General features: G+C 59.2%; 1 protein-coding gene and 1 pseudogene. Both read right to left on the minus strand.

What is annotated here, in order from left to right:
• Positions 1-307: pseudogene (locus tag lacNas_RS09680) on the minus strand (DapH/DapD/GlmU-related protein); the annotation flags it as partial.
• Positions 308-387: 80 nt separating this feature from the next.
• Positions 388-2,226: GGDEF domain-containing phosphodiesterase (locus lacNas_RS09685; protein WP_201330572.1), on the minus strand; the 1,839-nt coding region annotated here is incomplete at its 5' end.

Below are 2,226 nucleotides of genomic sequence, written 5' to 3' on the forward strand. Positions count from 1 at the left end.
CCATGGTCACGTAATTGCCGATCCGGACCTCAGCGGCGTCAATGATCATCAGGCCGCTGCCGGCCAGGAAATGGTGGCCGATATGGATGTTCGGCCCGTTCTGGCAGCTGAAGCTGCTGCCAAAAGAAGCCTGCTCGCCCAGGTCCCCCAGGTGCATCTTCAAGCGCAGCAGCTGGGCCGGCCGGTCCAGATTGTTGCCCTGGCGGAATTCGTCATTCCAGATGATGCCCGCTTCCTGGTAGTGCTCCACTTCCGCTGCCGTGAGCCGGTAAAGCTGGCCGGAGCGCATTTTGTCTAATTCATTCATTGTCTTTTCCTTTGGTGATTTTTCAAGCTAAATCAATTATAAGCGAAAAAGTTTTAGAAGGAAAAGGTTGCCTGGACCGGTCAGATCATGTTGGCGCTGGTCACATAGGCCCGCTGGCCCGGCATCTGCGCGACCAGCTGCAGGCGCAGGCGGCCGGCGTAATCGCCGATCTGGAAATTTCTCTCGGCAATCTGTCCGCCGGCCTGGCTGGCCATGCGCTTGACCAGGGCAAAAAATTCTTTCTTGAAATTGGCTTCATAATCGCCTTCCTGCAGGCGCAAGGCGCTGATCCAGCTCTGGGAGGCCTTGTTGGCATAGATCGTCTCCAGCTCCCCGCCCCGGTCCAGAATGATCATGACCGGCACGGTTTCCGTCAGTTCCTGGTCGTTTTTCTCAATGAAAGGATGCAAAACGTCCAAAACGTTCACCCGGCCGATTTCCCGGTAAAAATTACGCTCGCTCGTCCCCTCAAAGACCAATCCCCGCTGCTTCATCTTGGCCGTCACTTCCGCTTCTGGCAGCGGCTGGGAGAAGTAGAAGCCCTGGGTCAAAACGCAGCCAAGAGAGTGCATGAAGTCGTACTCGTCCTTGGTTTCCACCCCTTCAGCCAGGGTGCCGATGCCCAGCCTTTTGGCCATGTCGATCACGTCCATCAGGATGGTCGGGGTCTTTTCATTGGCATGGCGCAGGAAGGCCATGTCGATCTTGAGCAGGTCGAAGTCGAAATTCTGCAGGCTGTTCAGGGAAGAAAAGCCGCTGCCGAAGTCGTCCAGCCAGACCTGGTAGCCGTCCTCGTGAAAGCGGGTGATGTGCTCTTTGATGGTGGCTTCGGAATTGTTGAGCAGGGCTGACTCGGTGATTTCGATTCTGATCTGGCCGCGCCCGATGCCCCGGGCAGCCAGAATGCCGTTGATCCGCTCGTGCAGGTCGCTCAATTCCAGGTCATAGCGCGACAGGTTGACCGACACCAGCGGGGCCGGCCGGCCTTCCCGCGCGGCAGTCTCCAGGTCGCGGCAGACCAGTTCCAGGATGTGCAGATCCAGCTTGTGAATCAGGTGCCCGCGTTCCAGAACCCCGATGAATTCCGCCGGGTTCAAAAAGCCGTATTGGGGATCGACCCAGCGGGCCAGGGCCTCGTAAGCGGTGATCTTGCCGCTGAAAGTGTCAATGATTGGCTGGTAGTAGACCTTGATCCAGCCCTTGGCGGCTGCCTCGTCGATATGGCCCAGCAGGTAGTTGGCCAGGGTCAGCTCCGCCTCCATTTTCGGCTCATAGCGGCAGTAGTAGTTCTGGTAGTTGCCGACCGCGTTGTTGGCCGCGATTCTGGCCTGGTCCATGACGAAAGAAACCTGCTGCTCGCTGCCCGACAAGGGGTAGATGCCCGCCCTGATCGAGGCCCCGAAGGCTTCATCGCTGATGATGGCGTCGTGGACGCGGCGGATGGCCTGGTCGGCCCGGTCATCGGCAATGATCGTGTAAAAGTGGTCCGCCACCGGCCGCACCAGCCAGGGGCTGCCCACTTCCTGGCCGATCACCTGCGCCAGGCGCTTCAAAAGCTCGTCGCCGGCCTTCAAGCCGTGCTCTTTGTTGAAGACCTTGAAATTGCTGATGTCAAAGTACACCAGGTCCAGCTTCAAGTCCGGGTCGGCCTGGGCCTCGCGCAAAAGGCGGCTGACCTCCCGGCGGAAGGCAGTCACGCTGCACAGGTTGGTCACGCTGTCTGCCGGCAGGCCCTTCTCCGCGTAGACCGAATGCCGCAGCAAAGCCGCCATGTGGCTGGAGGCAATCTGCATGGCATAAACGGACAGGCTGACGCTGGCCGGATTGTCGACGCCGATGAAGCCGGCCTGGTTGGCCTCAAAATAAAAGGGGCACAGGACCAGCTGGCTGATCCCCTGGCGGCTGAAGACGCCGTAAAG

The sequence above is a fragment of the Lactobacillus nasalidis genome (assembly GCF_016587775.1).
GTDB lineage: Bacteria > Bacillota > Bacilli > Lactobacillales > Lactobacillaceae > Lactobacillus > Lactobacillus nasalidis.